This window comes from Marinobacter sp. UBA2498 (assembly GCF_002341575.1).
GTDB lineage: Bacteria > Pseudomonadota > Gammaproteobacteria > Pseudomonadales > Oleiphilaceae > Marinobacter > Marinobacter manganoxydans.
Genome location: NZ_DDOI01000092.1, coordinates 16,163 through 21,654, shown reverse-complemented (window position 1 = coordinate 21,654; position 5,492 = coordinate 16,163). Strand labels below are relative to the sequence as shown.

4 protein-coding genes are annotated in these 5,492 nt (G+C 59.2%); all 4 read left to right on the top strand.

The genetic code is table 11. The features are described 5' to 3' along the window. On the top strand, nt 1-1,124 hold a 1,124-nt coding region (gene murJ, locus B2W52_RS12905), incomplete at its 5' end, for a murein biosynthesis integral membrane protein MurJ (RefSeq protein ID WP_286803443.1). An 81-nt stretch (nt 1,125-1,205) separates the two neighbouring features. After that, nucleotides 1,206-2,177 carry a bifunctional riboflavin kinase/FAD synthetase gene (gene ribF, locus B2W52_RS12900; RefSeq protein WP_008170730.1) on the top strand — a complete coding sequence of 324 codons (972 nt, stop codon included), beginning with the start codon at nt 1,206-1,208 and terminating at the stop codon, nt 2,175-2,177. 74 nt (nt 2,178-2,251) lie between these two features. After that, nucleotides 2,252-5,071 (top strand): isoleucine--tRNA ligase, encoded by a 2,820-nt coding sequence (gene ileS / locus B2W52_RS12895; RefSeq protein ID WP_273070326.1) that lies wholly within the window; start codon nt 2,252-2,254, stop codon nt 5,069-5,071. Next, the coding region (gene lspA, locus B2W52_RS12890) for a signal peptidase II (RefSeq protein ID WP_286803442.1) at nt 5,071-5,492 on the top strand (422 nt) is incomplete at its 3' end. The genes ileS and lspA, both read left to right, overlap by 1 nt.

Sequence of the window (5,492 nt, the reverse complement as noted above, 5' to 3'; positions counted from 1 at the left end):
CGTACCTGTTGCTGATATCCCTGACAGCCTTCGCCGGCGGCATCCTCAACAGTTACGATCGCTTTGCGGTACCCGCGTTTACCCCGGTTCTTCTCAATCTGGCGATGATTGCGGCAGCCATCTGGTTGACGCCGCTGATGGATGAGCCCGTGATGGCCCTGGCCTGGGGCGTTTTCATTGCCGGGGCTCTGCAGCTCTTTTTCCAGTTGCCATTTCTGATGCGTCTGGGCCTGTTGCCAAGGCCTCGAGTGGACTATCGCCATGAAGGCGTCAGCCGGATTCTTAAGCTGATGGCGCCGGCGCTGTTTGGGGTGTCAGTCAGCCAGATCAACCTGCTGCTCGACACGGTTCTGGCGTCCTTTCTCCAGACCGGCAGCGTTTCCTGGTTGTACTACTCCGATCGGCTCTCGGAATTGCCCCTCGGCGTGTTCGGTATAGCCATTGCCACGGTGATCCTGCCGAGCCTCTCACGTAAACATGCTGCAGCATCAGCGGACCAGTTTGCGGCCACTCTGGACTGGGCAGTCAGGGCGGTTCTGCTGATTGGTTTGCCAGCGGCGCTGGCGCTGGCGCTGCTGGCCGAGCCGCTGATTGCGACCCTGTTTCACTATGGGGCGGTAACGGACCGGGATGTTGCCATGTCGGCCCAGAGCTTGCGGGCCTATTCCGCCGGGTTGCTGGCGTTCATGCTCATCAAGGTTCTGGCGCCGGGGTTTTTCGCAAGAGAAGACACCAAAACCCCGGTCAAGATCGGCATCATTGCCATGGTGGCAAACATGGTGTTCAACCTGATTCTCATTTTCCCGCTGGCCCACGCCGGTCTCGCGCTGGCTACCTCAATATCGGCCTGGTTGAATGGCTACCTTCTTTGGCGCGGACTGCGTAAGGAAGGGGCCTGGCAGAGCCAGCCCGGCTGGCCCCGGTTTCTGCTACAGCTGCTATTTGCCAACGGTGCCCTGGCGGCCGTCATTGTCTGGCTCAACGCCCCGGTGTCGGTGTGGCTGGCAAACGAAGGCTATCAGCGTGCAGCGGACATGGCGATGCTGGTAGGGGCGGGTGTCGCCGTGTACTTCGTTGCACTGGCGCTGGCCGGGGTTCGGGTAAGACATTTCCGCCACAGGTAAGGTATAATCGCGCGTTTTCTCACCAGCGTTGCGGTAAAAGTGAGCGCTGAAAGCTAGCTGGCAATTGAAGGTTCGCATTGCATGCGTCTGATCCGGGGCCTGACCAACCTGAAAATGCTTTCCCGTCGGGAGGATTCACCGCTCGCCAACGGGTGTGTCGCCACCATCGGTAACTTCGACGGTGTGCACCTTGGGCACAAGACCATTATTGATCAGGTCAAAAGTAAGGCCAAGGCCCTGGGCGTGCCCTCGGTGGTGATGATTTTCGAGCCCCAACCCCGGGAGTTTTTTCAGGGCAGGGAAGCGCCGCCGAGGCTGATGGGATTTCGTCAGAAGTTCGAGGCCCTGCTGGCGGAAGGCATTGATATTGTGCTGTGCCTGCGCTTCAACCAGGCGTTCCGTAGTTATTCGGCCATGGGCTTTATAGACGATGTTCTGATCCATGGATTGGCGGTTCGTCACCTTGTGGTCGGCGATGATTTCCGTTTTGGCTGTGATCGGGCGGGCGATTTCGCGCTTCTCGAGAAAGTTGGATACGACGCCGGATTTTCCGTCGAGAATACCCTGACAGTAACCGTCGACGGCGAGCGAGTAAGCAGTACACGTGTCAGGGATTTACTCACGGTGAATGGGCTCGAGAAAGCCGAATCGCTGCTGGGCCACCCCTATCGAATCCGGGGGAGGGTCGTGTATGGCCGCCAACTGGGGCGCCAGATTGGTGCGCCAACCGCGAATATTTTGTTACATCGGACACCCGCCCTGCGCGGTGTCTATGTGGTTGCCGCCACCCTTGACGATGGCGCCCGATTCGATGGCGTTGCCAATATTGGTGTGCGTCCGACCGTTGACGGCAAGCGGCCCTCACTGGAAGTGCACCTGTTTGACTTTGCTGGCACACTTTATGGTCAGCACCTGGAGGTTGTGTTCCGGCATGGCCTGCGGGACGAGGAAAAATTCGGTTCTGTGGATGAGCTGAAAGATCAGATTGCCCGGGATTTTGACCAGGCTCGAGCGTGGATTGCCGAAAACGGCTCTGTGAAAAGCGCGGATTGAAACGCCCGGCTGCGCCCCAACGAATAAATGACCGACCCAAACTGACCAAGACCAAAAGAGTACGCACACAAACCATGAGCGACTACAAGCACACCCTGAATCTGCCGGAAACCGCCTTCCCCATGCGCGGCAACCTGGCCAAGCGCGAGCCGGAAATGCTCAAGCGCTGGCAGGATCTCGACGTCTACGGCAACCTGCGCAAGCAGCGTGAAGGGCGGGAAAAGTTCATCCTTCATGATGGCCCTCCTTACGCCAACGGCAGCATTCACATTGGTCACGCGGTCAACAAGATTCTCAAGGACATGATCGTCAAGTCCCGCAGCTTCATGGGCTATGACGCGCCTTACGTGCCGGGCTGGGACTGTCATGGTCTGCCGATCGAGCACAAGGTGGAGCAGGAGATTGGCAAGGCCGGTGTGAAGGTGGATTACAAGACCTTCCGCCAGGCCTGTCGCGACTACGCCACCAAGCAGATTGCCGGTCAGAAAACCGATTTCATTCGCCTGGGCGTGATGGGGGAGTGGGACAAACCCTACCTGACCATGGATCCCAAAGTTGAGGCGGGTATTGTTCGTGCCCTGGGCAAGATTGTCGCCAAGGGCCACCTCGTGCGTGGTTACAAGCCGGTTTACTGGAGTGTGGTGGGTCAGTCCGCACTGGCAGAGGCCGAGGTTGAATACCAGGACAAGACCTCGACCCAGATCGATGTGCGCTTTACCGCGGTTGACCAGGCAAAAGCCCTGTCACTGTTCGGCACCGATAATGGCAATGGCGATGTGTCCGTGGTTATCTGGACCACCACGCCCTGGACCATTCCGGCTAACCAGGCCGTTTCCCTTAATGCCGATCTGGACTATGCATTGGTACAGACCGATGTCGGGCACGGCCCGGAGCGGATGATCCTGGCTGCCGACATGGTCGATGGCATCATGGCCCGCTGGCAGGTTGAGAGCTACGAAGTGCTGGCAACCTGTGCTGGCGCGGCTCTTGAGAATCTGATTCTCCAGCACCCGATCTACGACAAGCAGGTGCCGGTGATCCTGGGTGATCACGTGTCCACCGATGCCGGTACCGGCGCGGTTCATACCGCGCCTGACCACGGTATGGAAGACTTTGAGGTGGGCAAGGCCTACAACATCGGCACTATCAACCTGGTTCAGGCGGATGGCACCTACACTTCGGCCGCCGGTGAGCTGGCCGGTGTACACGTTTACAAGGCCGATGAGCCGGTTTGCAGCGCCCTCGAGCGCGAGGGCAAGCTGGTCCGCTCCGAGAAGTTCCGTCACAGCTATCCCCACTGCTGGCGTACCAAGACCCCGCTGATCTACCGGGCCACACCCCAGTGGTTTATCAGCATGGATAAGGAAAACCTGCGCGCTGATGCTCTTGAAGCGATCCAGGGTGTACGTTGGGTGCCGTCCTGGGGTAAGAACCGTATCGAAGCCATGTTCAACCAGTCGCCGGACTGGTGCATCTCCCGTCAGCGGACCTGGGGCGTGCCAATCACCCTGTTTATCCACAAGGAAACCCAGGAGCTGCACCCGGACACCCAGAACCTGGTTGAACAGGTGGCCCAGCGGATCGAAGAGGGCGGTATCGATGCCTGGTACGAGCTGGACGCGTCTTCCCTGCTGGGCAGTGATGCCGAGCAGTACGAGAAGGTAACGGATACCCTGGATGTCTGGTTTGATTCCGGCGTCACTCACGAGTCGGTCCTGCGGGTTCGCGAGGAGCTGGGCCAGTTCCCGGCGGATATGTACCTCGAAGGCTCAGACCAGCACCGTGGCTGGTTCCAGTCGTCCTTGAAAACCTCCATCGCCATGAATGGCGTGGCGCCTTACAGGCAGGTTCTGACCCACGGCTTTACCGTCGATGGCAAGGGCCACAAAATGTCCAAATCCCTGGGCAACGTCATCGCGCCCCAGGAAGTCATGAACGAGCTGGGCGCCGACATCCTGCGCCTGTGGGTAGCCGCAACCGACTACAGCGGCGAAATGACCGTGTCCAAGGACATCCTGCGCCAGACCGCCGATGGTTACCGCCGGATCCGGAACACCTCCCGCTTCCTGCTGAGCAACCTGACCGGATTCGATCCGGAGCAGCACATGGTCGCGCCGGAAGACATGATCGCGCTGGATCGCTGGATGGTGGACCGTGCCCTGCAATTGCAGGAAGAGCTGGATGAGGACTATGGCAACTACGCCTTCCTGCGGATTTACCAGAAGGTGTACAACTTCTGTGAAGCCACCCTGGGCGGCTTCTATCTGGATATCATCAAGGATCGCCAGTACACCACCCAGGCCGACAGTCTGGCGCGTCGTTCCTGTCAGACGGCCCTGTACCACGTGGCCGAAGCCCTCGTTCGCTGGATCGCCCCGATTCTCAGCTTCACCGCTGATGAAATCTGGCAGCATCTGCCGGGTAAGCGCAGCGATACCGTGTTCTATGAAACCTGGTATGAAGGCCTTACTGCGTTGCCGGATAACGCCGAGCTTGGCCGCGACTACTGGCGCAAGATGTACAGTGTGAAAGAGGCGGTCAACAAGTGCCTGGAAGAGGCCAGGGCACGGGGTGAGATCAAAGGCTCTTTGAGTGCCGAAGTCACCCTGTTCTGTGAAGGCGATCTGGCAGCCGATCTGAAGCACCTCGGCGAAGAGCTGCGCTTTGTTCTGATCACCTCAGAGGCTACCGTGAAGCCGGTTGCAGAAGCCGGCGATGCGGAAATGACCTCCCACGAGGGCCTTCGGGTCAAGGTGACTCCGGCTGCCCACACCAAGTGCGAGCGCTGCTGGCACCACCGGGAAGATGTCGGCCGTAATGCCAAATACGACGATCTCTGTGGTCGCTGTGTGACCAACGTGGAAGGGCCCGGCGAAGCCCGCGCCTACGCCTGATGGACGCGACCATGACGGAGCAGGTCACCGGAAGCAAACTGAAGTGGCTTTGGCTGGCGGTACTGGTGATCGCTCTGGATCTCGGCACCAAGGCCATGGCAACCGCCATGCTGACTTACGGCAACCCGGTTCCGGTGGTTCCGATGTTCAACCTGACGCTGCTGCATAACACTGGAGCAGCGTTCAGCTTCCTGGCCGGCGCTTCTGGTTGGCAGCGCTGGTTCTTCGTAACCCTGGCGCTGGTGGTCAGTGTAGTACTGATCTACTGGCTGAAAAACCTTCATCGCCATGAAACCTGGACCGCCATTGCCATCGTACTCATACTCGGCGGCGCACTTGGCAACGTCTACGATCGGGTGGTGCACGGCTACGTGGTCGATTTCCTGCACTTTTACTGGCAGGACTGGCACTTTCCCGCCTT

What these genes read in the sequence shown, in the direction of transcription:
- ribF (WP_008170730.1), top strand. Translation starts at nt 1,206, where the DNA reads ATGCGTCTGATCCGGGGCCTGACCAACCTGAAAATGCTTTCCCGTCGG.
- ileS (WP_273070326.1), top strand. Translation starts at nt 2,252, where the DNA reads ATGAGCGACTACAAGCACACCCTGAATCTGCCGGAAACCGCCTTCCCC.